A 22,829-nucleotide genomic window follows, 5' to 3' on the forward strand; every position below is an offset into this window, starting at 1 on the left:
ACATCGAACGACTGTGTGAACTCTTTCCACAGCGGGCGGCGCGCCTGAACACCGCGCCTGGAGCGGTCCTAGACTCGTCCGGAAGCACGTCGACGACACCGTCCCCGGAGGGCACCACATGACGACGCCGGACCGGCGCACACCAGCGCGACTCGCAGACCAGCGAGCGCTCCTGTTCGACCTCGACGGTGTCCTCACCCCGACCGCTGACGTCCACATGCGTGCCTGGAGCCGACTGTTCACGCCGTACCTCGCGGCGCACGGCGTCGACCCGTACACGGAGCAGGACTACTTCGCGTACATCGACGGCAAGCCGCGGTACGACGGGGTCCGCTCCCTGCTCGAGTCGCGCGGCATCGACCTGCCGCAGGGCACGCCCGACGACTCCCCGGACGCCGACACCGTGTGCGGTCTCGGCAACCGGAAGAACGCCGAGTTCACCGCCGAGCTGACCGAACACGGTGTCGAGCCGTACCCGGGCTCGCTCCGGTTCCTCGACGCCGCGATGGCCGCCGGAGTGTCCGTCGCGGTGGTCTCCAGCTCCGCCAACGCCACCTCGGTGCTGCGCACGGCGGGGATCCTCGACCGCTTCCCGGTCGTCGTCGACGGCCTGGTCGCGCGACAGGACGGCCTGGCCGGCAAGCCCGCCCCCGACACGTACCTCGACGCCGCGAGCCGCTTCGGGCTGACCGCGACCGAGTGCGTCGTGGTCGAGGACGCCACGAGCGGGGTCGAAGCCGGCCGCAACGGCGCCTTCGGACTCGTCATCGGTGTCGACCGCGGTGCCGGTGCCGACGCCCTCCGGGCGCACGGGGCCGACGTCGTGGTGCAGGACCTCGACGAACTCGTCCACGAACTCCCCGAACCCGCCACGAGCGCGACGTAGGCCGACCGGCCGAGGCGATCCGCGCCTCCAGGCCGCTGTCGACCTCCCCACGAACCCCTCCCTTCCCACGGAGCACCATGAACCGCATCACCTCCGACCCGCTCGACCGCGTCCGCTACCCGATCGACGAGTGGGCACTCGTCGAGACCGAGTACGCGCCCGACGAGCAGGGCGTCGCGGAGACGAACTTCGCCGTCGGCAACGGGTACCTCGGCCTGCGCGGCAACCTCGACGAGGGCCGTGGCGGCGTGCAGTACGGCACGTACATCAACGGGTTCCACGAGACCTGGCCGATCCGGCACGCCGAGGACGCCTTCGGGTTCGCGAAGACCGGGCAGACGATCATCAACGCGCCCGACGCCAAGGTCATCCGGCTGTACGTCGACGACGAGCCGCTCGTCCTGGCCGAGGCGGACATCCTCCGGCACACCCGGCGTCTCGACTTCCGCGGCGGGTACCTCTTCCGCGAGACCGAGTGGTCGACGCCGTCGGGCAAGCGGGTGCTCATCCGCTCGCGGCGGCTGGTGTCGTTCACGGACCGCCACCTCGCCGTCATCGACTACGAGGTCACCGTGCTCGACGCGGACGCCTCGATCCTGCTGTCGAGCCAGATCCTCAACCGGCAGGACGTGCAGGACGAGTACCACGCAGGGATGCGGGCGGCGGCGAACGCGTTCGACCCGCGCAAAGCCGAGGCCTTCACCGAGCGTGTGCTCGAGCCGAAGCTGAAGCGCAGCACCGGTGGACGGTCCCTGCTCGGGTACCAGGCGGCGAGCTCCGGCATGACGATCTGCGTCGGTGTCGAGCACCACCTGGAGACCGAGAACAGCTGGGACGAGTCGTCGTCGATCGAGGACGACCTCGCGAAGCACGTCTACCGGGTGCAGGCACGGGCGGGACAGCCGATCCGTCTGACCAAGCACGTCGTCTACCACACCTCCCGCGGGGTGCCGGCGCGCGAACTCGCCGACCGGTGCGACCGCACGCTGGACCGCGCACACGCCGAGACCGTCGACGAGACGTTCGCGAAGCAGCGCACGTGGATGGACGACTTCTGGGCGCGGAGCGACGTCGAGATCGCCGGGCAGCCCGCACTGCAGCAGGCCGTCCGCTGGAACCTCTTCATGCTCGCGCAGGCCACGGCGCGTACCGACGGCCACGGCATCGCCGCGAAGGGCGTCACCGGCTCCGGGTACGGCGGCCACTACTTCTGGGACATGGAGATCTACGTCCTGCCGTTCCTGTCGTACACGGCGCCGATCGTCGCCCGGAACGCCCTCCGGTTCCGGTACAACATGCTCGATGCGGCACGGTCGCGGGCCCGCGAGCTCAACCAGCACGGCGCCCTGTTCCCGTGGCGGACGATCAACGGCGAGGAGTCCAGCGCCTACTACGCGGCCGGCACGGCGCAGTACCACATCGACGCCGACATCGCGCATGCGCTGATGCAGTACGTGCGGGCGTCCGACGACCGCGAGTTCCTCAAGCGCGGGGCGATCGACATCCTCGTCGAGACCGCCCGGCTGTGGGAGGACCTCGGCTTCTGGCGGTCCAACGGCGACCAGAAGTTCCACATCGACGGCGTCACCGGACCGGACGAGTACACGACCGTCGTCGACGACAACCTCTACACGAACGTGATGGCCCGGGCGAACCTGTGGTTCGCGGTGAACGCCTGCCGCGAGCTCGCGGCCGACGACCCGGAGGAGTACGACCGCATGGTGCGGCGGACCGGGCTGCAGGCGCAGGAGATCACCGACTGGGAGCACGCCGCCGAGTCGATGGAGATCCCCTTCGACCCGCACCGTGGCATCCACCCGCAGGACGCCCAGTTCCTCGACAAGGAACTCTGGGACCTCGACAACACCCCGGAGAGCAAGCGACCCCTGCTGCTCCACTACCACCCGCTGGTGATCTACCGGTTCCAGGTGCTCAAGCAAGCGGACGTCGTGCTCGCGTTGTTCCTGCAGGGACACGAGTTCACCGCTGCCGAGAAGCGTCGTGACTTCGACTACTACGACGCCCTGACCACGGGCGACTCGACCCTGTCGGCCGTCGTGCAGTCGATCATGGCGGCCGAGGTCGGCTACCACGACCTCGCGCTGCAGTACTTCCAGACGGCGCTCTACGTCGACCTGGCCGACCTGCACGGCAACACCACCGACGGTGTGCACATCGCATCGACCGGTGGCATCTGGGGCGGCCTCGTGAACGGCTTCGGCGGCATGCGGGACCACGGTGGCCGGATGTCCTTCAACCCCCGGCTGCCGCGGGACTGGGAGCGCATCACCTACCGACTGACGGTGCGTGGCTCGCGGGTGCGGGTCGACCTCGAACAGGACACGATGACCTTCACGGTCGAGACCGGTTCGGGCTTCACCGCCTGGGTGCACAACCAGCAGTGGGACATCACGGCCGGTGAGCCGACCGTCGTGCCGCTGCCGCACCAGGGGCCGCGGATGGCCGGGCGCGCACCGACGACGGCCGACATCCAGGGCACGCTCCGCGCGGACGGGTCGGTCATCACGGCGTCGATCCCGACGATCTCGCTCGACCGCGACCTGGAGCCCGACGAGACGACCGCCTGAGAGGCCAACCGCCCGCCGGGGCCGCCGGGCGGTTCAGCGTGCGACGAGCTCCACCTTGAACCGTTCGGTGTCCTCCAGGAACGCAGCGTGGTGCTCAGGGCCGCCGGCGTGCGGGTGCCGGTCGGCGTACAGCCGGCTCCATCCGTGGTCCGGCGCTGCCTCCCAGAGTCGAGCGACGTCGGCCTGGTCGCCGGCGTGGAACGCGAGGTGGCTCAGCCCGGGCCTCCGGCGGTCGTGTGTTCCGTCGAGCGGTGCCGACTCGAGCACGATGTACACCTCGCCGCGGCGCCAGCTCCGGCCGTCGTCCCACCGCTGGAAGGGTTCGTACCCGAGCTCTCCGAGCAGCCAGTCCCAGGCGGGCTCGGCCACGCCGAGGTCGGCGGTGCGCAGCTCGACGTGGTGCAGCGCGCCCCGCGTCACAGGAGTTTCCGGAGCGTGTTCGCGTTCCGGGTCGTGGTGGTGCGCTTGAACCGTGCGGCCCCCGCTCGTCTCGCGAAGGCCGTGTCCGTGCTCGACCCCTTCGGGCACGACCAGTAGACGACGCCGGATCCGCGGGCGACGCGTTCGACGGACTCGTCGAGTTCGAGGTCGGCGAGCAGGTCGTCGAGCGCGTCCTCGTCGGAGCCGAACACCACGTAGTCGTGCCGGTCCTCGGTGGAGTCGAACGGGAAGCCGTCCACGATCGATGCGAGGTCCTCGTGCTGGACCAGCACGATCCAGGCGTCGTAGCCGAACCGGTCACGGAGCGCCTGCTCGATGTCGGTCTTCAGAGCGCCGGCCGAGCCGTCGGACGTGAACACCACGTTGCCCGAGGCGAGGACCGTCCGGACGTCCTGGTACCCGCGATCCCGGAACAGCGACGCGAGGTCCGCGCTCGTGATCGTGATCCCGTTGACGTTCACCCCGCGCAGCAGCGCGACCCACCTGGTCGTGCCGGAACCGTAGCGGGCGCGGGCAGTCACGTCCACGTCCGGGCGACTCCCCAGCCGCCGCCTTCCGGGACGATGTCCACCACGAGTGACTCCCCCTCGTCCGCCGTGGCCTGGAAACGCCAGCCGACGGTGCGCTCGGGCGCGTGGGTGATCGCGGTCGGCAGTTCTGAACGCGTCACCGTCAGGCGGGTCGGTGTGTCGCTCACCCGCCACCGCCGTCCGGCCCAGACCATCCGCGTGGGGACGCCGTCGGACCACCACACCGTGGCGGCCGTGTCGATGACCATCATCGGGATCCTCCGTTCGAACGTGTGTTCGAATGCTAGGTCGCGGATCGGGCCGTCGCAACAGTCGCATCGAAGCTCGGCGCGTCGCGGCTGAACAGCGAGAGTTGCGTTCAGAACACGTTCTGAATGACCTTCCGACATGACTCTCCTCGCGCCCGCCCGGACCCGCCGATCCGTGCAGTCGTCCGACCTGTCCAGACATGCGAAAGACGTCTTCGCCGCGGCCGAGCAGGAGCCTCTGGAGGTGACCCGGCGAGACGGGAAACCGCTGGTGCTCACCACGAAGGAGCGCTCGGACGACGATGAAGCGGTCCTCGACATCGCTGCGCAGCTCATCGCCGCGGTGACGGTGAACGAGCACCTCCCGCTGCACGACCGGCTCGCGATCCCGTACCCGTGGCTGAAGATGCTCAGCCGTGCCGATCAGCAGCAGTTCGCACGCGAGATCGTCGACGTCGCCCGCGGGTCGTTCTCGCTCCGGCAGCCCCGTCGGCTCCTGCTCGAGATGCAGGCCTGGCGCAATTCCGCCGAGGCGATCGCTGCCGGTTGGGAGACGACCGAGCCCGAGTTGCTCGACGAGCCCGTCGTCGTCGAGAAGCCCTGAATGCTGGGCGCACGGCGAGCCGGTGTGTCGCGACCGGTGCGCACCACCGAGTTCACGATCGTCTTCGTGACCCGCGCCGCAGAGCAGGGCTGGCGTGACGTCGTCGCGACGCAGCGGAACGCTGTCGTCGGTGCCTGGGAACGCCTCACGTCGGACCCGGTGAGCGAGGACCTTGCGTGCCACGCACTCCGCGGCGAGCTCGGTGTCGTCACGCACTCCGGTCGCGACTGGGTCCGCCGGCAGTACGAACTGAAGCGTGGCGCACGGATCTGGTTCACGGTCGATGAGGCGAACCGTACGGTCCACCTCCTCGCTGTCCACACCCACCAACCGAACGCCACGAAGTAGAGAGCCGCCGCAGTCGCACTCCGGTAGACGGGACCCATGACGGACGAACCACATGATGACCAGGGACCCGACGAGCTGCACCAGGTTCCCGAGGGGGTGACCGACGCCACGGTCGAGGCCCTCGGGTCGCTGTCGGCCGCGGTCGAGGTCATCGAGCACGCTCGCGGGCTGCTGTACGGCTTCCACCGCCTCACCGGCACGGCCGATCTGAACCTCGGCGAGGCGGTCGAGCAGCTCCGGAAGGCGGGGCACACGGACCTCGCCGACCGGATCGACACCGAGCTCGTCGGGCGGAACGTCATCGCCGGCCGGTGGACGTTCCAGGTCATCGAGGACTACGACGAGGGCTACTACGCCCTCGCGAAGGAGCTCGAGCGCACCGCGCGTGACGAACTCGTGCAGGGACGGAAGCACCTGTTCGAGGCGGCCATGAAGGAGGACCGTCGCACGGCTGGTCGACGCCACCACGAGGCCACGCCGAGCGACCTGGCGGACTGACACCGCGCCTCCAGGAGAAGACGGAGCGCGCGAGCCGCGTCCGACCCGCGCGTCAGCCGACGCCGAGCACTGCCTCCAGCGGCCCCCGCGCGAAGTACAGCAGGAAGCCCGCCGCGACGACGTACAGCAGCCACGAGACCTGACGACCACGGCCGGACAGCAGCTTGATGAGCACCCAGCTGATGAAGCCCGCGCCGATGCCGTTCGCGATCGAGTACGTCAGCGGCATGATCACGATCGTCAGGAACGCCGGCAGCGCTGCACCGAAGTCGGTCCAGTCGATGTCCTTCACCTGCGCGACCATGAGCGCACCGACGACGACGAGTCCGGCGGCGGCGACCTCGAGCGGGACGACCTGGGTGAGCGGCGTCAGGAACATCGACGCCAGGAACAGCAGGCCGGTCACGACGGAGGCCATGCCGGTCCGGGCGCCCTCGCCGATGCCGGCGGCCGAGTCGATGAAGACGGTGTTCGACGACACCGAGGCGCCACCACCGGCGATCGCACCGGCACCCTCGACGACGAGTGCGGACTTCAGGCGGGGGAAGGTGCCGTCGGCGTTCGCGACGCCGGCGGCCTTCGCGAGACCGGTCATGGTGCCCATCGCGTCGAAGAAGTTCGTGAAGACGAGGGTGAAGACGAGCATCGACGCGGCGATCGGGCCGATGCGGGTGAAGGCGCCGAAGACGTCCGCGTGCCCGACCAACGACAGGTCCGGGACGGCGAACAGGGCACTCGGCAGACCGGGGGCGTTGAGGTTCCAACCGGTGGGGGAGTCGACCGAGGTCGGCACCTTGAAGATCGCCTGCAGGATGATCGCGATGATCGTCGTCGCCACGATGCCGATGAGCAGTGCGCCCTTGACCTTGCGGGCCATGAGCGTGCCGATGATGACGAGGCCGATCAGGAACACGATCGTGGGCAGGGCCGACACGGAGCCGTCCTCACCGAGCTGCAGCGGCGGCGAGGCGTTCTTCGTGGTGCGGACGAAGCCGGAGTCGACGAGGCCGATGAACGCGATGAACAGGCCGATCCCGACCGTGATCGCGGCCTTGAGCTGCGGCGGGACCGCGGTGAAGATCATCGTCCGGATGCCGGTGAGCGCCAGGATCACGATCACGACGCCGTTGATGACGACGAGGCCCATCGCCTCGGCCCAGGTGACCTGGTGCACGACGCTGACGGCGAGGAACGAGTTGATCCCGAGCCCCGCCGCGATGCCGAACGGCAGGTTCGCGATGAGGCCCATCGCGATCGTCATGAGACCGGCGACGAGCCCGGTGGCCGCGGCGACCTGCGCGTTCTGCAGCCAGCCGCCGAGGACGTCCTGCGGTGCCTGGTCCTGGCTGAACCCACCGAGGATGAGCGGGTTGAGGATGACGATGTACGCCATGGTCACGAAGGAGACGAGACCACCGCGGATCTCGCGGGGGATCGTCGATCCGCGGTGCGTGATCGAGAAGAAGCGGTCGAGGCCGGTCGCGAAGCGGTTCCGGGGTGTGGTGTCGGTCTGCGGGGCGCTCACCGATCAAGGTTAAAGGACGCTGGGTTTCCGGCGTGTCACAGCATCCACACAGGTAGTCGGCCTGGAGGCGCGGCTCGCCTCACCGGGGTACGTCACGCCCGGCAACCGCTCGCGTCCTCGGGCCGTGGCTGGTGTTGGATGAACAGGTGACGTCACGCATGGACCGTGCCCGCGTCGAGGCCGCGGTGCGCGAGCTGCTGCTGGCGATCGGCGAGGACCCCGACCGACCCGAGCTGGAGCGCACCCCCTCCCGGGTGGCCGACGCCTACTCCGAGTTCTTCGCCGGCATCGGCACGGATGCGGTGGCGATCGCCCGCGAGGGCACCGTGCACGCCGAGGACGGCGAACGCGGGCAGCTCGTCATCGTGCGGGACGTCCGGTTCCGTTCCGTGTGCGAGCACCACCTGCTGCCGTTCACCGGGGTCGCCCACCTGGCGTACGCGCCCGGCGACCGGCTGATCGGCCTCGGGACCCTGTCGCGCGTGCTCGACGCCGCTGCCTCACGCCCGCAGCTGCAGGAGCGTCTCGGCGAGCAGGTCGCGGCGACCATCGCGGAGGGGCTCGGCGCCGTCGGGGTCCTCGTGGTCCTCGACGCGCAGCACCAGTGTGTTACCACCCGTGGTGAACGGCAGTCGGGGTCGACGACGGTCACCGTCGCGGCGACCGGCAGCCTCGCGGACGCCGCCGGGCGGGCCGAGGCGATCGCGCTGATCGGCGCCGGCGCCGGAGCCGGTGCGGGCACTGGAGCCGACCCCGAGGCGGACGCATGACGACGGAACGGGCCGAGCCGCGCCTCCCGGCCCTGTCCACCGCACCCGGCTGGGTGGTGCCCGACCTGCGCGACCCCGTCCGGACCATCGGGCGTCGCACGTTCGACTTCGACCACCGCATCGCCGTCATGGCGATCGTCAACCGCACACCGGACTCGTTCCACGACCGTGGCGCGACGTTCGAGCTCGACCGTGCCGTCGAGGCTGCCGTCCGTGCCGCCGAGCAGGGCGCCGACTGGGTGGACATCGGCGGCGTCAAGTTCGCACCGGGGCCGGAACTGCCCACCGCGGACGAGATCGACCGCGTCGTGCCCGTCGTCCGGCAGCTCGCGCAGGAGTCCGACGTGACCATCAGCGTCGACACCTTCCGCCCCGAGGTCGCCGCCGCCGCGATCGAGGCCGGGGCGAGCGTCGTCAACGACACCACCGGCCTGTCCGACCCGCGGATGGCGCGCGTGGTGGCGGACTCGGACGCGACGATCGTCATCACGCACTCGCTCGCCGAGCCCCGCCGTCCGTTGCCCGCACCACCGCAGTACGACGACGTCACGGGCTCGGTCGTCGGGTTCCTCCGGGAGCGCGTCGACCGGGCGCTCGCCGCGGGCGTCCCCGATTCCCGGATCATCGTCGACCCCGGGCACGACCTCAACAAGAACACGGTGCACACCCTCGAACTCACCCGTCGGCTGCCCGAGGTCGTCGCGCTCGGGTACCCGGTGCTCGCGGCGGTGTCGAACAAGGACTTCGTGGGGGAGTCGCTCGGTCGTCCGCGCGGGGAACGGCTGGCCGGGTCGCTCGCCGTGGCCACGGTGAGCGCGATGCTCGGTGCCCGGATCGTCCGGATGCACGACGTGGTCGAGAGCGTCGACGCGATGCGGATGGTGGAGGCGACCCTGGGCTGGCGCGAGCCGGTCGAGTCGAGGCACAACACGTGAACCTCCTGCCACCCGCGGTCGCGGAGCTCTCCGACGACGAGCTGCTCGCGCTGTACGCCGCGGGTGCGGGGTCGCCGTGGCTGCGCGTGAACTTCGTGGCGACGCTCGACGGTGCCGCTTCCGCCGGTGGGCTCTCCGGGTCGCTCGGCGGGCCGGACGACCTCCGCGTGTTCGACCTGCTGCGCCGGATGGCCGACGTGGTCCTCGTCGCCGCCGGGACCGTGCGTGACGAGGGCTACGGGCCGATGGTCCTGCACGACGCCGACGTGGCCTGGCGCCGGGAACACGGGATGTCCGACCACCCGGTGTTCGCGATCGTGTCCGGGTCGCTGTCGCTCGACGCGGACTCGCGGGTGTTCACGGCGGCGCCCGTGCGGCCGATCGTGCTGACGTCGGCGGCTGCGGCGTCGTCGGACCGTGGCGCGGACCTCGCCGCCGTCGCCGAGGTCGTGCCGTGCAGCCCTGCGGCTTCGCCGGACGAGGTCGACGCCGTGCTCGTCCGGGACGCCCTGGTGGCGCGCGGCCTCGGGACGATCCACTGCGAGGGCGGTCCGTCGTTCCTCGGCTCGCTCGTGGCGGCGGACCTCGTCGACGAGCTGACGCTGACGATCGACCCGGTGCTCGAGGGTGGCGCCGCCCCGCGGATCGTGCGGGGTACCTCGCCGGAGCTGCGCCGCATGCGCCCCGCGCACGTGCTCCGCGGCGCGGGCGACGTCCTCCTCACCCGCTCCGTCCGCGCGCGCGGGTAGCCGCGCCGGATAACGGGCCCCGACCCCGTCGACTGAGCAGGAATCGTCGGGTGGCCCGACGGCACTCGACGATTCCTGCTCACTCGACGACCGGGTCGGCACGCTAGGGTCGGGCGCGTGATCGACATCGTGGCGTCCGGGGTCCTCTTCGACATGGACGGGACCCTCGTCGACTCGACCGCCGTGGTGGAGGCCGCCTGGACCGGGTTCGGCCAGCGGCACGACCTCGACCCGCAGACGATCCTCGCGTTCTCGCACGGCCGCCAGACGATCGACACCGTGCGGCACTTCTTGCCGGACCTCGACGAGGCCGAGCAGCACCGCATCGTCGACGAGATGATCGCGGCCGAGGTGGACAACGTCGACGGGATCCTCGAGGTCCCGGGTGCCGCCGCGTTCGTGTCCCGCCTGGTCGACGCCGGGGTGCCGGTCGCCCTCGTCACGAGTGCACCGCGCGACCTGGCCGTGAACCGGATGCGGGCCGCCGGGGTGCACGTACCCGAGGCGCTCGTCGCCTCCGAGGACGTCGACCACGGCAAGCCGCACCCCGACGGGTACCTCCGCGGTGCCGCCCTGCTCGGCGTGGACCCGGCGGAGTGCGCCGCGTTCGAGGACGCCCCCGCCGGGCTCGAGGCCGCGATCGCCTCCGGCGCCACAACGGTCGTCGTCGGGGCACTCGAGGCCGACGTCACAGCGGGGCTCTACCGCGTCGCGGGGTACGACGGCATCACCGTCGAGGTCGAAGGGTCCGCTTTCCGCATCCGCGGCTGAGCACCGGCTCCGTCCTGCGGACACGTCCAGCGTCTCCCGGCCACCGTGGACGGTGCGGCCGGAACGACCGGGCCGCGGAAGGAGCGACCATGGCAGCCCTCGACGGCAAGAAGATCCTCGTCATCGCGACGAACTACGGGGTCGAGCAGGACGAGATCGTCGTCCCGGTCGACCAGCTCCGTGAGCGCGGTGCAACCGTGACGGTGGCGGCGCAGGAGACCGGGACGATCCAGACGCTCGTCGGCGACAAGGACCCGGGGAAGACACTCGAGCCGGACACCACCATCGCCGGTGTCAACGCGGGGTCGTTCGACGCGCTCGTCGTCCCCGGCGGCACGATCAACGCCGACACCCTGCGCACCGATCAGCAGGCGGTCGCGCTCGTCTCGGCCTTCGTCGAAGCGGGGACGCCCGTCGCCGCGATCTGCCACGGCCCGTGGACCCTCATCGAGGCCGGGGTCGTCTCGGGGAAGACGATCACGTCGTTCCCGTCGCTGCAGACCGACGTGCGGAACGCCGGCGCCGAGTGGGTCGACCGCGAGGTCCAGGTCGACGGCGGCCTGATCACGTCCCGGAACCCCGACGACCTCCCCGCGTTCGTCGACGCGATCGAGTCGGCGCTCACCGCCTAGCAAGCGCCGAACGCACTCACCCGAGCGCGACCGGGCGGGCCGTGCGGAGCACCGCGGGACCGAGGGCGAGCACGCCGTCGGACCCGGGGTCGCACCGCACCCCGGCCCGCCCCCGCATCGCCCGGAACGCCCCCGGCGCGACCTCGTGGTCCATCCACGCGCACGGGTTCGCCGGTCGGTACCCGCGGAAGAGGACGGGTTCGCCGCCGGGGCTCTGCAGTGAGAACTCCTCGCCCCGGAGTGCCTCGACGTCGGCGCCGCGCAGGAACACGTTCCGCCGGGTCGCCACCGGATCGACGTCGACGCCGAGCGTGGCTCCGACGGCCTCGAGCGCCTCGAGTCCGATCACCGTCACCGAGGCGTGCACGTGCGCCCGGGACGCGAAGTAGCGGTCGCCGACGATCCCGAGCCCGGCGCGGAGCTCGACGTGGTCGCGCAGTTCGTCCGGGTCGTCCGCACGGACCGGCAGGGCGCCGTCGGCCGCCCGGCCCTCGTACCGGTGCCGCCGGGACACCAGCAGCAACGCGATCTCGACGTCGGTCCGGTACCGCAGGTCGCCGGGGCCGGCCACGTCGTCCACTGAGGTCACCCGCCCCACGCTAGCCGTGCCTCCAGGCCGTCCGCTGCCCCGTCCGATTTCCGCCAGTCGATGTCGGTGACCCGTGTCAGGCTGGACCCATGTCCTCCCCCGGAACCGACGCGCTGCACGCTGAGCGCTACCGTGTCGTCGCCTCCCGCGACGCCCGGTTCGACGGTCAGTTCGTCACCGCCGTGCACTCCACCGGCATCTACTGCCGCCCGTCGTGCCCCGCCAGGACCCCGAAGGAGTCCGGCGTCACCTTCTACCGGACCAGCGCGGCGGCGCACCTCGCGGGCTTCCGTGCCTGCAAGCGCTGCCTGCCGGAGGCGACACCCGGCAGCCCCGAGTGGGACCTGCGCGAGGACGTCGCCGGACGCGCCATGCGGCTCGTCCTCGACGGCGTCGTCGAACGCGACGGCGTCCCGGGGCTCGCCGCCCGCGTCGGGTACTCGGAGCGGCAGCTGAACCGCATCATGACCGCCGAGCTCGGCGCCGGACCGAAGGCGCTCAGCCGGGCGCACCGCGCGCAGACCGCGCGGAGTCTGCTGACGTCGTCGGACCTCCCGATCGCCGACGTCGCCTTCGCCGCGGGGTTCGCGAGCGTCCGCCAGTTCAACGACACCGTCCGCGAGGTCTTCGCCGTCACCCCCTCCGAGCTCCGCGCCCGACGCGTGGTCCGGCCGGTCGAGGACGGCGCGCTCCACGTGCACCTCCCCGCCCGGGCGCCGTTCGACGCGCAGGGCCTGCTCGACTGGCACGCGTTGCACGCTCTGCCGGGCACGGAACAGGTGGGCACGGACGCCTCGGGGCGCGTCACGTCGTACGGGCGGGTGCTGGACCTGCCTGGAGGCCCGGCCTGGTTCAGCGCGTCGGCTGCGGACACCGGGGCGGCCGGTTCCAGGGCGCCTGGTCGCGGCACCGGGATCGACCTGCGGGTCCGGGTCAGCGACCTCTCGGACCTGCCGACGCTGGTCGCGCGGGTGCGTTCGTACTTCGACCTCGACGCCGACCCCGCTGCCGTCGACGCGGTCCTCGGGGCGGTGCCAGCGCTCGCCGGCGCCGTGGAGCGGGTCCCTGGCATCCGGCTCCCAGGCGCCGTCGACCCGCACGAGATCGTGTTCCGCACGCTCATCGGCCAGCAGGTCTCCGTCGCGGCGGCCCGGACCGCGCAGAGCCGACTCGTCGCGGCGCTCGGGACGCCGGTGCCCGCCACGGTGCTCGACGGCGGGCTGCTCTTCCCCCGTGCCGCGACGATCGCGTCACGGGCACGTGAGGTCCTCCGCGGGCCCGCTGCCCGGGTCGACGCCATCATCCGGGTCGCCGAGGCGCTCGCCGACGGGTCGCTCGTCGTCGACGGCGGACAGTCCCTCGACGAGTTGCGCGCTGGGCTGCTGGCGGTGAAGGGCATCGGACCCTGGACGGCCGACTACGTGGCGCTCCGGGTCCGCCACCACCCGGACGTGTTCCTCCACAGCGACCTGGCCGTGCGGAACGGTGCACAGGAACTCGGACTGCCCGGGACGGCGCGCGAGCTCTCCCTATGGTCGGAGCAGGTGGCGCCGTGGCGGAGCTACCTGACGATGCACTGCTGGCGACCGATCATCGACCGCGCGATCGCGACGGCCGGTGCGGCGCACATGACGACTGCGGCACAGGCCGCCCGGAAGGACGAACGATGACCGACGCAACGATCCAGACGCTGGACACCCCGGACGGGCCCTTCACCGTGCTCGAGGACGCGCAGGGCCGGGTGCTCGCCTCGGGGTGGACGGACTCCGTCGACCGCATCCTCGGCCGGCTCGCCGACAAGCACCGGCCCGAGCGCATCACCGACGGCCGGGTCGCCTCGGCCGAGGCGGTCGACGCCTTCTACGGGGGCGAGGTCGAGCACGCCATGCAGGTCCCGGTGAGGCAGTTCGGCACCGAGCTCTTCACCGAGGGCTGGCGACAGCTCCGGCTGATCCCGGCCGGCGCCGTGCTGACCTACACCGAGTTCGCGGCGGCGATGGGTCGGCCGGACGCCGTGCGGGCTGCGGCGAGCGTGTGTGCCCGGAACGCCCCGGCGCTGTTCGTGCCGTGCCACCGCGTGCTCCGGACCGACGGCACGCTCGGCGGCTTCGCGTGGGGGCTCGACGTCAAGCGGGCGCTGCTCGAACGGGAGTCGGTGGGCACGACGGCCCTGGTCTGACTTGTACAAAACGCTCTAGAATGTACAGGTGAGCGAAGTGTCGATCTCCGAAGCGCGCAGCCGTCTGGCGTCGATCATCGACGATGCCCGGCACGAGCCCGTCTACCTGACGCGGCGCAACAAACGGGTCGCGGCCGTGGTGGACGCGGACGTCCTCGACCGTCTGCTCGAGGCGGCCGAGGACCTCGACGACCTCCGGGCCGTCGAAGAGGCCGAGGCGGAGAGCGCCCGCATCGGTGGCGAGAACGTCAAGTGGGAGGACCTCAAGCGCGAACTCGGTGTGGGATGACGTACGAGGTCGACGTCAGACCAAGCGCAGCGCGAGCCATCCGGAAACTCCCACCGCAGGCGCGCCACCTCGTCGAAGGCCTCCTCGTGATCCTGTCGGAGCAGCCGAGGCCACCGGCCGCCCGCAAACTGGTCAACCGGCCGGAGTGGCGAGTCCGGGCGGGGGACTACCGGGTGATCTACCGCATCGACGATGGTCGGCTGGTGGTGGTCGTCGTGAACGCCGGACACCGACGCGAGATCTACCCGGAACGCTGACCACGACGACACGGTGTTCTCCCCCTGGTTGCGGGTGTCGACGGGAGCGCTCCAGGCTGTCATGCTCGACACAACCGACCCGCCAGGACCAGACCCGAAGGACCCGACGCCTGCGATGCACCGCGGTCGAACCACCTTCGAGGAACCCATGGACCAGCACGTCGACCGCACGGTCGTCTCCGCCGACGGAACGGTGATCGCCGTGTCCGACGCGGGCACCGGTCCCGCGCTCGTCGTCGTGGGCGGCGCCTTCGACCACCACGGCACGCCGTACCTGTCCGGTCTCGCCGGCACCCTGCGCGACCGCTACCGGGTCGTCACGTACGACCGACGCGGGCGTGGGGCCAGCGGCGACACCGACCCGTGGTCGATCGACCGCGAGGTCGAGGACCTCGCGGCCGTCGTGGCCAGCGTGGGCGGACCCGTCTCGGCGCTCGGGCTGTGCGTCGGCGCGGGCGTCGTCCTGCACGGCCTCGCCGGCGGGGTCCCGCTCGACGCCGCCGTGCTCTGGGAGCCGCCGTACCGCGCGACCGTCGATCCGCACGCCGACGACGTCGTGTTCGCGGACCTCCTCGACGAGCACGTGGCGGTCGGCCGTCGCGCGCAGGCCGTCCGCGCGTTCCTCGCCCACGTGCTCGGCGTGCCGATGGGGCAGATCACCGCGCTCCGGCTGAAGGGTGCGCTCTGGCGGTCACTCGTCGTCGACGCGCACGTCCTGAGTCGTGACGTCCGGGTGTTGAACGGCCTCGCGATCCCGGAGCGGGTCGCGGCAGCGGTGGGCGTCCCCGTGCTCGTCGGTGCCGGCGGCGACGGCCTGGAGTGGATGCGGCAGGCGGCCCGAGCGGTCGTCGAGGCCGTCCCGGGGTCGGAGTACACCGAGGTGCCGGGCCAGGGACACGTCCCCGAGCCCGAGGCGATCGGCCACGTCCTCGACCGGTTCCTCGCCCGGAGTGCGGCGCGCGGCTGATCGGGGCTGCGAGGATGGACATCGTGAACGCACCACGTCTCGGACTCCTGCTCGACGTCGACGGGCCCATCGCCAGCCCCGTCTCCCGCACCATCGCGATCCCGAGCATCGTCGAGGACCTCGTGGCGCTCGCAGCAGAGGGCATCCCCGTCGTGTTCAACACCGGCCGGAGCGACGCGTTCATCCGGCAGGAGGTCGTGGGGCCGCTCCTGGCCGGCGGACTCGCAGCGGGCGGCCGGGTGCACGCCGTGTGCGAGAAGGGCGCCGTGTGGTGTTCCATCGGCCCGCAGTACGAAGGCGGCATGGGCGAACTCACCGTCGCCGAGGACCTCGCGCTGCCCCGCGACTACGCCGACGAGATGCGCGAGCTCGTGCGCGACGAGTACGCCGACCTGGTGTTCTTCGACGAGACGAAGCGCGCGATGGTCTCGATCGAGCAGCGCGTCGAGGTGCCGAACGCGACGTACCTCGCCCGTCAACCGGAGTTCGACGAGCGGGCGATGGCCGCGCTCCAGAGCCGCGGGCTCGGTGTCCGCCGGCTCGACGACGTCCGTCCCGACGCCGACGGTGCCGTCCAGTGGCGCATCGACCCGACGATCATCTCGACCGACGTGGAGTCGGACCGCAGCGGCAAGGACATGGGGGCCGAGCGCTCCCTCGAGCTCCTCGCGCAGGACGGCGAACTGCCGCTGGCCTGGCGCACGATGGGCGACTCGCGGAGCGACTACGCGATGGCGGACTGGCTGCACGCGCAGGGGCACGAGGTCGCGCACGTCGACGTCCGTCCGTCCGACGGTGTCCCGGCGACGCCGTACCCGGTGCTCACCGCACCCGACGACGTGATCCACGACGATGCCGGAGCGCGGTTCCTGGCGGACTGGCGCCGGACCGCCTGAGGCGAGCCGCGCCTCCAGGCGGTCACCGGACGCGCCACCGCGCGTCGCAGCGCCGGACGGAACCCATCCGCAGTATTTGCGTGCCGGGTTGGTACACCAGTACCCTCACGGGGTCCGCCGCCAGCCGATGACGGGAACCACCCCATGGCACCGAAGCTCCGCATCAAGTCGATCGAGGCCTCCCTCGCTGACTCCGAGGAGAAGGGGCGCTCCCTCAAACGGTCGCTGAAGACCTTCGACATCGCGGCGATGGGCATCGCCGTCGCGGTCGGTGCCGGCATCTTCTCGGTGGGCGCGAACGCCGCCGCGAACTTCGCGGGCCCGGGCGTCATCATCTCGTTCCTGCTCGCCGCCGTCACCTGCGGCCTCGCGATCATGTGCTACGCCGAGTTCGCCTCGACGATCCCGGTCGCCGGCTCCGCGTACACGTTCACCTACGCCACGATGGGCGAGCTGCTCGCCTGGATCGTCGGGTGGGACCTCATCCTCGAGACCCTGACCGCCAGCGCCGTCATCGCGAAGTACTGGGGGATCTACCTCAGCGAGGCCTTCAAGGTGTTCGGCGTGGACCTGCCGAGCACCATCGCCCTCGGCCCGATCGGCTTCACGTGGGGTCCGGTGCTCATCGTTGGCATCTTCACGGTGTTGCTCGCCTTCGGCACCCGCCTGTCCAGCCGTGTCTCGGCCGTCATCACGATCATCAAGGTCGCGATCGTCGTGTTCGTCATCGTCGCCGGTGCGTTCTTCGTGAAGGCCGCGAACTTCACCCCGTTCATCCCGCCTGCCGAGCCGACGAAGGGCGCCGAGGGCAGCGTCTGGACCCAGTCGCTCGTGTCCTGGTTCACCGGGTCCGAGCCCGCGCAGTACGGCGTCTTCGGGCTGCTCGCCGCGGCGTCGCTGGTGTTCTTCGCGTTCATCGGCTTCGACGTCGTCGCGACCAGCGCCGAGGAGACCGAGAACCCGCAGAAGACGCTGCCGCGCGGCATCTTCATCGGTCTCGGCATCGTCACGCTGCTGTACGTCGGCGTGAGCGTCGTCATCACCGGCATGGTGTCGTACCAGCGCCTCGCACAGGAGGACACGCCCTCCCTCGCCTCGGCGTTCAGCATCGTCGGCCTGCCGTGGGCCGCCGGGATCATCGCGATCGGCTCGCTCATCGGTCTGACGACCGTCGTCATGGTCCTGCTGCTCGGCCTGTCCCGCATCGTGTTCTCGATGAGCCGCGACGGGCTGCTGCCGCGCTGGTTCTCGAAGACCAACCCGAAGACGCAGACACCCGTGCGGGTGCAGGTCGTCGCGGGTGTCGTCGTGGCGCTGCTCGCCGGCTTCACGGCGGTGGACAAGCTCGAGGGCATGATCAACATCGGCACGCTGTCGGCCTTCGTCCTGGTGTCGATCGGCATCATCGTGCTGCGTCGTTCGCGGCCGGACGCGCCCCGGTCGTTCCGGGTGCCGTGGTCGCCGGTGCTGCCGATCGTGTCGGCGGTGCTGTGCTTCTGGCTGATGCTGAACCTCGAGGTCGAGACCTGGCTCCGGTTCGTGATCTGGCTCGTCGTCGGGTTCGTCATCTACTTCGGCTACAGCCGCCGGAACAGCCGGGTGGGCAAGGGCCTGCAGTAGCGGTTCGGGTTCCGTCGCTCGGGCTACGCGCCGAGGGCGAGCGCGGCGCCGAACCCGAGCATCACCAGGGCGACGAGACCGTCGAACACCCGCCAGGTGAGCGGCTTCGCGAACAGCGGTCGGAGCAGTCGCCCGCCGAACCCGAGCGCGCCGAACCACAGGCAGCTCGCGGCCACGGCGCCGATCGTCCACCACCAGCGGTCGTCCACGCCCTGCTGGTTCGCGACGGAACCGAGGAACACCAGCGTGTCCAGGTAGACGTGCGGGTTCGCCCAGGTGAAGACGAGCATGGTCAGGACCGCCGCGCGCATGGTCGGGGCGGGCCGGCCTGGAGGCACGGTGCGGGTCCGCCCCGCAGCCTCCGCCGCGCGGGTGGTCGCGGCCACCGCCTCGGCCGCGTCGCGCCCCGCTCCGGACGTCGCGCCCGCGTGCACCGGGGCGCGATGTCCACCCGCGGGCGCGATCATCGCCGGGTGCCCGCCCGCGTCGAGGACGGGTGCGCCGTCGTCGTGCGCGTCCTGCTCGACACGCATCGTGTCGCCCGACGGCCGGAGCGCCCGCCGTGCGGCCAGCACCCCGTAGGTGAGCAGGAACGCCGCTCCGACGAACCGGATCACGACGATCGCGACCGGGAACCGCTCGACCACCACCCCGACGCCGAGCACGCCCGCGAGGATGAGCACCCCGTCGGAGACCGCGCACACCACGACCGCGACCGCGACGACCTGCAGGCGTGCACTGACCGCGAGCCGGAGCAGGTACGTGTTCTGCACCCCGATCGCGACGATGAGGGCGAGCCCGGTGCCGAGGCCGGAGAGCAGGGGGAGGAGAGCGGTCACGGTTCGACGGTAGGTGCACGGTCGGATGCAGTACAGCTCACGTTCCTGATGCTGCGTAAGCTGCGCTGCATGGCACGTCTGCAGCGCGAACACCTCGAGACACTGCTCGCCGCCGTCGACCACGGCACGCTCGACGCCGCAGCCCGCGCCCTCGCGATCACCCCGTCGGCGGTGTCGCAGCGCATCAAGTCCATGGAGCAGCAGGTCGGGCGGGTCCTGCTGCAGCGGACGACCCCGGTGCGCCCGACCCCGGACGGCGAGGTCGTCCTCCGGCACGCGCGGCAGGCGCAGCTGCTCGACGAGGAGACCGCCCGGGCGCTCGGAGGCGGCGACTCCGTCGTGCCGTCCATCCCCCTCGCGGTGAACGCCGACTCGCTCGGCACGTGGTTCCTCGACGCCCTCGCGCTGGTCCGGGCGGACACCGAGGTCGTCTTCGACCTGCACCGCGAGGACCAGGACCGCACCGCCGAACTCCTGCGCGCCGGCACCGTGATGGGCGCGGTCACGGCCGAGGCGGATCCGGTCCAGGGCTGCTCGTCCGTGCCGCTCGGCGTCGACCGGTACCGTGCGGTGGCCTCGCCCGCCTTCGTCGCCCGGTACCTCGGCGACACGGACCCCGCAACGGCATCCGAGCGTCGGGTGACGGACCGGCTGGACCGGGTGCCGCTCGTGGACTACGACCGGGCGGACGACCTGCAGCAGGGGTACCTCCGCCGTGTGCTCGGCCACGCGCCGTCGGGCCCACGGCACTTCGTCCCGACCTCGGCGGACTTCGCGCGGGCGGTGTCGCTCGGCTTCGGCTGGGGGATGCTGCCCGAGGCGCAGTGCCTCGACGCCCTGGCTCGTGGCGAACTCGTCGAGCTCACCCCCGGGCGGCGGGCGGACGTCGCCCTCTGGTGGCAGCGCTGGAACCTGGCGTCACCGCTGCTCGAGCGGGTGACCGACGCCGTGCGGACCACCGCGGTCGAGCGGCTGCACCCGGTCGGTCAGGCCGTCGCGCGGTAGCGGAGGCCGTCCACGAGCAGCCCGACCATGAGCTGACTCTGCGCCGGGTCCGGGGCGCCGTGGCAGAGGTCGGCCACCGCGCGGAGCAGGACGGGGGCGTCCACGTCGGGGCGGATCGTCCCCGCGGCGGCAGCCGAGTCGAGCAGGCCGCCGAGGGCTCCGCCGAGACGGCCGATGAAGTACGCCGGGAGCGCCTCGAACGCCGGGTCGCCGGACTGCAGTGCGGCCGCGAGTCCGCGCTTGGTGGCGACGAACCCGGTGAACCGTTGGATCCACCGGGAGAGCGCTTCGTCCGGGGAGGACGTGGCGGCGTACTCGTCTGCTGCGTTCGCACAGTCCTCGACCGCCTGCTGGAACACCGCCACCACGAGGTCGGACCGCTGCGGGAAGTGCCGGTACAGCGTGCCGACACCGACCCCTGCCCGGTCGGCGATCACCTTCGCGGGCGCGTCGACACCGTCCGTCGCGAACACCGCCGTGGCGGCGTCGGTCAGGGCGTCAGCGTTGCGTCGGGCGTCGGCGCGCACGGATCCTCCTGGAAACGACTCTTGCGTAAACGGAAAGCCGTTCCGTATAGTTCCGGAAGGGCGTTCCACTTCGGTCCACGATACGGCACCGGAGCGCAGCACGCCATCGACAGCAGGAGGAACCGCACATGCAGTACCGCACCCTCGGCAAGGCCGGCATCCAGGTCAGCCCGTTCGCCCTCGGGGCCATGATGCTCGGCACCGACGGCCGCATCGGCAACGGCGACGAGCAGGACTCGATCCGGATCGTCCACCGCGCACTCGACGCGGGCATCAACCTCATCGACACCGCCGACCGCTACTCCCAGGGCGGGTCGGAGTCCCTCGTCGGCAAGGCGATCAAGGACCGCCGCGACGACGTCGTCCTCGCCACCAAGTTCAACGGCCCGATGGGCGACGACCCGAACCGCCGCGGGAACTCCCGGCGCTGGATCATGCGCGCGGTCGAGGACTCGCTCCGCCGTCTGCAGACCGACCACATCGACCTGTACCAGGCGCACCGCCCGGACGACACGGTCGACCTGGAGGAGACGCTCTCCGCCCTGACCGACCTCGTCCGCAGCGGCAAGGTCCGGGCGATCGGCAGCTCGGACTTCCCGGCGTCGATGCAGGTCGAGGCGCAGTGGACGTCCGAACGCCGTGGCCTCGAACGATTCCGCACCGAGCAGCCCACCTACTCGATCCTCAACCGCGGCATCGAGCGCGAGGTCCTGCCGGTCGCGCAGCGGTACGGCATGGGCGCCCTCGTGTGGAGCCCCCTCGCCGGCGGCATGCTGACCGGACGCTTCCGGAAGGGGCAGGACTCCGACCTGGCGCGGGCGACGATGTTCCGACACAACCAGGACGAGCGACGCATCGATGCCGTGGAGCAGGTCGTCGTGCTCTCCGAGGAGGCCGGCATCCCGATGACGCACCTCGCCATGGCGTTCGCGATCGCCCACCCCGGTGTGACGAGTGCGCTGATCGGTCCCCGCTCGATGGAGCAGCTCGACGACCTGCTCGCGGGTGCCGACGTGTCCCTGACGGACGACGTCCTCGACCGCATCGACGCGATCGTCCCGCCGGGCACCGACGTCGGGCGGCTCGACCAGCAGTACAACCCGCCGGCGGTCCTCGACTCCGCGCTGCGTCGTCGCTCGCCGGCCGATCGCGCTGCCGCCTGAGCGCCCCGCCCCGCGCCGGGTCTCGCGCGGCGTCGCTCGCACGGCGTCGCTCGCGCAGCGCCGAGCCGAGGCGCGGCGCCGCGGCGCGGCGCGGATCGCAGTGTGCGAGGTTCCGCGCACGGTGGGACCCCGGCGACCCCGCACGGTGTCCGGAACCTCGCACACTGCGCAGGCGCCGTCGCACGGTGCGAGGTCAGGTCTGGCAGCGCGGGCACCAGTAGGTGTCGCGCAGGGTGAGCTCAGAGTCGCCGAGCTCCCCGTGCCGGACCGGCGTCCCGCACCGCAGGCACGGCTTCCCCGCCCGCCCGTAGACCCAGAACCGCCGGCCCGGACGGTCCACCCCGGTCGTCACACGGGCGCTGCGGTCCCGGTTGGCCAGGATGAGCCGACTCGCCAGGGCGATCACCCGCGCCGGGTCGTGCACCTCGGCAGCCGGGCGGGTCGGCAGCACACCCCGGAGGAAGCAGAGCTCGTTCCGGTACACGTTCCCGAGGCCGGCGAGCACCCGCTGGTCGAGCAGCGCGAGGCCGATCGGGCGCTCCGGGTCCCGGATGAGGTTCGCCAGCGCGAGGTCGGGATCCCAGTCCGGGCCGAGCAGGTCCGGGCCGAGGTACCCGACGATCTCGGACTCCTGGTCGCGCGGCACGACCTCGAGGATGCCCAGCGCGAAGCCGACCGTCGACACCCCCTCGGCGTCGAGGATCGCCCGTGCCTGGTGCGCCGGTCGCCGCCACCGGTCGCCTGGCGCGTAGACGTCCCACCGCCCCTCCATCTTGAGGTGCGAGTGCACGGTCAGGTCGCCGATCCGGTGCAGGAGGTGCTTGCCGCGGGGGACGACCTCGTCCACGGTGCGACCGACGAGGTCGAGCGTCGCGAACGCCGGCACGCGGAAGTCGCTCCGGGTGAGGACCTTCCCCGCGAGCGCGGTGTGCAGCCGTCGTGCAGCGCGGAAGACGGTGTCGCCCTCAGGCAC

Annotated in this window: 27 protein-coding genes; 19 read left to right on the top strand and 8 right to left on the bottom strand. The window is 71.5% G+C overall.

Annotated features, from left to right (window positions below; all coding sequences use genetic code 11):
- Positions 1-118 precede the first annotated feature (118 nt).
- Positions 119-886 (top strand): HAD family hydrolase, encoded by a 768-nt coding sequence (locus tag ABIC61_RS03020; protein WP_354028779.1) that lies wholly within the window; start codon positions 119-121, stop codon positions 884-886.
- Positions 887-963: 77 nt separating this feature from the next.
- Entirely contained in the window at positions 964-3,474 is a 2,511-nt protein-coding gene (locus ABIC61_RS03025; protein ID WP_144753510.1) for a glycoside hydrolase family 65 protein, read from the top strand.
- Between the two features lie 33 nt (positions 3,475-3,507).
- Here the strand turns inward: ABIC61_RS03025 and ABIC61_RS03030 are convergent, their stop codons facing one another.
- The 3 genes from ABIC61_RS03030 to ABIC61_RS03040 are packed head-to-tail and all read right to left on the bottom strand — an operon-like array spanning position 3,508 to position 4,696.
- Positions 3,508-3,894, bottom strand: a complete 387-nt coding sequence (locus ABIC61_RS03030; protein ID WP_354028780.1) for a VOC family protein — start codon at positions 3,892-3,894, stop codon at positions 3,508-3,510.
- Positions 3,891-4,442 (bottom strand): DUF1697 domain-containing protein, encoded by a 552-nt coding sequence (locus ABIC61_RS03035; RefSeq protein WP_354028781.1) that lies wholly within the window; start codon positions 4,440-4,442, stop codon positions 3,891-3,893. The genes ABIC61_RS03030 and ABIC61_RS03035 overlap by 4 nt, the downstream gene beginning before the upstream one ends.
- On the bottom strand, positions 4,433-4,696 hold the full coding sequence (locus tag ABIC61_RS03040) for a hypothetical protein (RefSeq protein ID WP_354028782.1): 264 nt from the start codon (positions 4,694-4,696) through the stop codon (positions 4,433-4,435). Before ABIC61_RS03040 ends, ABIC61_RS03035 begins: the two co-directional genes overlap by 10 nt.
- Before the next feature lie 136 nt (positions 4,697-4,832).
- On the opposite strand from ABIC61_RS03040, the gene ABIC61_RS03045 reads away from it, so the two are divergent.
- Genes ABIC61_RS03045 through ABIC61_RS03055 form a run of 3 tightly spaced genes read left to right on the top strand, consistent with a single transcriptional unit; the run spans position 4,833 to position 6,143 of the window.
- Positions 4,833-5,297 (top strand): prevent-host-death protein, encoded by a 465-nt coding sequence (locus ABIC61_RS03045; RefSeq protein ID WP_097181309.1) that lies wholly within the window; start codon positions 4,833-4,835, stop codon positions 5,295-5,297.
- Entirely contained in the window at positions 5,298-5,645 is a 348-nt protein-coding gene (locus tag ABIC61_RS03050; RefSeq protein WP_354028783.1) for a hypothetical protein, read from the top strand.
- A gap of 36 nt (positions 5,646-5,681) precedes the next feature.
- On the top strand, positions 5,682-6,143 hold the full coding sequence (locus ABIC61_RS03055) for a hypothetical protein (protein WP_354028784.1): 462 nt from the start codon (positions 5,682-5,684) through the stop codon (positions 6,141-6,143).
- Between the two features lie 52 nt (positions 6,144-6,195).
- Here the strand turns inward: ABIC61_RS03055 and ABIC61_RS03060 are convergent, their stop codons facing one another.
- Positions 6,196-7,668 (bottom strand): NCS2 family permease, encoded by a 1,473-nt coding sequence (locus ABIC61_RS03060; RefSeq protein ID WP_079237442.1) that lies wholly within the window; start codon positions 7,666-7,668, stop codon positions 6,196-6,198.
- Between the two features lie 158 nt (positions 7,669-7,826).
- Here ABIC61_RS03060 and folE point away from each other — a divergent pair, with 158 nt between their 5' ends.
- The 5 genes from folE (at position 7,827) to ABIC61_RS03085 (ending at position 11,525) form a co-directional block, all read left to right on the top strand.
- The gene (gene folE / locus ABIC61_RS03065) at positions 7,827-8,438 is read left to right on the top strand and encodes a GTP cyclohydrolase I (protein WP_354028844.1); all 612 of its coding nucleotides are present in this window, start codon (positions 7,827-7,829) and stop codon (positions 8,436-8,438) included.
- A complete protein-coding gene (folP, locus tag ABIC61_RS03070; RefSeq protein ID WP_354028785.1) occupies positions 8,435-9,373 on the top strand; it encodes a dihydropteroate synthase in 939 nt (312 codons plus the stop codon). The genes folE and folP overlap by 4 nt, the downstream gene beginning before the upstream one ends.
- Positions 9,370-10,122: a pyrimidine reductase family protein gene (locus tag ABIC61_RS03075; protein ID WP_354028786.1), complete on the top strand. Its 753-nt coding sequence runs from the start codon at positions 9,370-9,372 to the stop codon at positions 10,120-10,122. Before folP ends, ABIC61_RS03075 begins: the two co-directional genes overlap by 4 nt.
- Positions 10,123-10,239: 117 nt before the next feature.
- On the top strand, positions 10,240-10,893 hold the full coding sequence (locus tag ABIC61_RS03080) for an HAD-IA family hydrolase (protein WP_354028787.1): 654 nt from the start codon (positions 10,240-10,242) through the stop codon (positions 10,891-10,893).
- An 89-nt stretch (positions 10,894-10,982) separates the two neighbouring features.
- Positions 10,983-11,525 (top strand): type 1 glutamine amidotransferase domain-containing protein, encoded by a 543-nt coding sequence (locus tag ABIC61_RS03085; protein WP_144753479.1) that lies wholly within the window; start codon positions 10,983-10,985, stop codon positions 11,523-11,525.
- 16 nt (positions 11,526-11,541) lie between these two features.
- Here the strand turns inward: ABIC61_RS03085 and ABIC61_RS03090 are convergent, their stop codons facing one another.
- Positions 11,542-12,114, bottom strand: a complete 573-nt coding sequence (locus tag ABIC61_RS03090) for a molybdenum cofactor biosysynthesis protein (RefSeq protein WP_354028788.1) — start codon at positions 12,112-12,114, stop codon at positions 11,542-11,544.
- Positions 12,115-12,203: 89 nt separating this feature from the next.
- Here ABIC61_RS03090 and ABIC61_RS03095 point away from each other — a divergent pair, with 89 nt between their 5' ends.
- The 7 genes from ABIC61_RS03095 to ABIC61_RS03125 all read left to right on the top strand — a co-directional run bounded on the left by ABIC61_RS03095 (position 12,204) and on the right by ABIC61_RS03125 (position 18,322).
- Positions 12,204-13,784, top strand: coding sequence for an Ada metal-binding domain-containing protein (locus ABIC61_RS03095; protein ID WP_354028789.1), 1,581 nt, complete (start codon positions 12,204-12,206; stop codon positions 13,782-13,784).
- Positions 13,781-14,293, top strand: coding sequence for a methylated-DNA--[protein]-cysteine S-methyltransferase (locus ABIC61_RS03100; RefSeq protein ID WP_144753473.1), 513 nt, complete (start codon positions 13,781-13,783; stop codon positions 14,291-14,293). Before ABIC61_RS03095 ends, ABIC61_RS03100 begins: the two co-directional genes overlap by 4 nt.
- 28 nt (positions 14,294-14,321) lie before the next feature.
- Positions 14,322-14,582: a type II toxin-antitoxin system Phd/YefM family antitoxin gene (locus ABIC61_RS03105; RefSeq protein WP_354028790.1), complete on the top strand. Its 261-nt coding sequence runs from the start codon at positions 14,322-14,324 to the stop codon at positions 14,580-14,582.
- On the top strand, positions 14,579-14,839 hold the full coding sequence (locus tag ABIC61_RS03110) for a type II toxin-antitoxin system RelE family toxin (RefSeq protein ID WP_354028791.1): 261 nt from the start codon (positions 14,579-14,581) through the stop codon (positions 14,837-14,839). The genes ABIC61_RS03105 and ABIC61_RS03110 overlap by 4 nt, the downstream gene beginning before the upstream one ends.
- A gap of 148 nt (positions 14,840-14,987) precedes the next feature.
- Positions 14,988-15,806, top strand: coding sequence for an alpha/beta fold hydrolase (locus tag ABIC61_RS03115; protein ID WP_354028792.1), 819 nt, complete (start codon positions 14,988-14,990; stop codon positions 15,804-15,806).
- A 14-nt stretch (positions 15,807-15,820) separates the two neighbouring features.
- Entirely contained in the window at positions 15,821-16,702 is an 882-nt protein-coding gene (locus ABIC61_RS03120) for a hypothetical protein (RefSeq protein ID WP_502908778.1), read from the top strand.
- Between the two features lie 144 nt (positions 16,703-16,846).
- The gene (locus ABIC61_RS03125) at positions 16,847-18,322 is read left to right on the top strand and encodes an APC family permease (protein ID WP_144753459.1); all 1,476 of its coding nucleotides are present in this window, start codon (positions 16,847-16,849) and stop codon (positions 18,320-18,322) included.
- Between the two features lie 23 nt (positions 18,323-18,345).
- Here the strand turns inward: ABIC61_RS03125 and ABIC61_RS03130 are convergent, their stop codons facing one another.
- The gene (locus ABIC61_RS03130; RefSeq protein ID WP_354028794.1) at positions 18,346-19,161 is read right to left on the bottom strand and encodes a LysE/ArgO family amino acid transporter; all 816 of its coding nucleotides are present in this window, start codon (positions 19,159-19,161) and stop codon (positions 18,346-18,348) included.
- 69 nt (positions 19,162-19,230) lie between these two features.
- On the opposite strand from ABIC61_RS03130, the gene ABIC61_RS03135 reads away from it, so the two are divergent.
- A complete protein-coding gene (locus tag ABIC61_RS03135) occupies positions 19,231-20,166 on the top strand; it encodes a LysR family transcriptional regulator ArgP (RefSeq protein ID WP_354028795.1) in 936 nt (311 codons plus the stop codon).
- Here ABIC61_RS03135 and ABIC61_RS03140 read toward each other — a convergent pair.
- Positions 20,148-20,693 (bottom strand): TetR/AcrR family transcriptional regulator, encoded by a 546-nt coding sequence (locus ABIC61_RS03140; protein ID WP_354028796.1) that lies wholly within the window; start codon positions 20,691-20,693, stop codon positions 20,148-20,150. The genes ABIC61_RS03135 and ABIC61_RS03140 overlap by 19 nt on opposite strands.
- A 128-nt stretch (positions 20,694-20,821) precedes the next feature.
- Between ABIC61_RS03140 and ABIC61_RS03145 the strand changes: the two genes are divergently transcribed.
- Complete coding sequence (locus ABIC61_RS03145; RefSeq protein WP_354028797.1) at positions 20,822-21,856, top strand: aldo/keto reductase; 1,035 nt, start codon at positions 20,822-20,824, stop codon at positions 21,854-21,856.
- Positions 21,857-22,049: 193 nt separating this feature from the next.
- Here the strand turns inward: ABIC61_RS03145 and ABIC61_RS03150 are convergent, their stop codons facing one another.
- Positions 22,050-22,829: an Fpg/Nei family DNA glycosylase gene (locus ABIC61_RS03150; protein WP_354028798.1), complete on the bottom strand. Its 780-nt coding sequence runs from the start codon at positions 22,827-22,829 to the stop codon at positions 22,050-22,052.

The sequence above is a fragment of the Curtobacterium sp. 1544 genome (assembly GCF_040544915.1).
In the GTDB taxonomy this organism is placed as follows: domain Bacteria; phylum Actinomycetota; class Actinomycetes; order Actinomycetales; family Microbacteriaceae; genus Curtobacterium; species Curtobacterium pusillum_C.